This window comes from Streptomyces camponoticapitis, assembly GCF_014646115.1.
Taxonomy (GTDB): Bacteria; Actinomycetota; Actinomycetes; order Streptomycetales; family Streptomycetaceae; genus Streptomyces; species Streptomyces camponoticapitis.
On sequence record NZ_BMMV01000080.1, the window covers coordinates 1 to 591 of the forward strand.

Genomic DNA, 591 nt, shown 5'->3' on the forward strand with positions numbered 1-591 from the left:
GCCCGTATCGAATGCAGACCCGGGGTTAAGCCCCGGGCTTTCACACCCGACGTGACAGACCGCCTACGAGCTCTTTACGCCCAATAATTCCGGACAACGCTTGCGCCCTACGTATTACCGCGGCTGCTGGCACGTAGTTAGCCGGCGCTTCTTCTGCAGGTACCGTCACTTTCGCTTCTTCCCTGCTGAAAGAGGTTTACAACCCGAAGGCCGTCATCCCTCACGCGGCGTCGCTGCATCAGGCTTTCGCCCATTGTGCAATATTCCCCACTGCTGCCTCCCGTAGGAGTCTGGGCCGTGTCTCAGTCCCAGTGTGGCCGGTCGCCCTCTCAGGCCGGCTACCCGTCGTCGCCTTGGTAGGCCATTACCCCACCAACAAGCTGATAGGCCGCGGGCTCATCCTGCACCGCCGGAGCTTTTAACCACCCCCCATGAGGGGAACAGTATTATCCGGTATTAGACCCCGTTTCCAGGGCTTGTCCCAGAGTGCAGGGCAGATTGCCCACGTGTTACTCACCCGTTCGCCACTAATCCACCCGAAGGCTTCATCGTTCGACTTGCATGTGTTAAGCACGCCGCCAGCGTTCGTCC

The 591-nt window shown here is 59.9% G+C and carries 1 rRNA gene; it reads right to left on the minus strand.

The features are described 5' to 3' along the window. A 16S ribosomal RNA gene (locus IEY79_RS37135) occupies nt 1-591 on the minus strand; the annotation flags it as partial.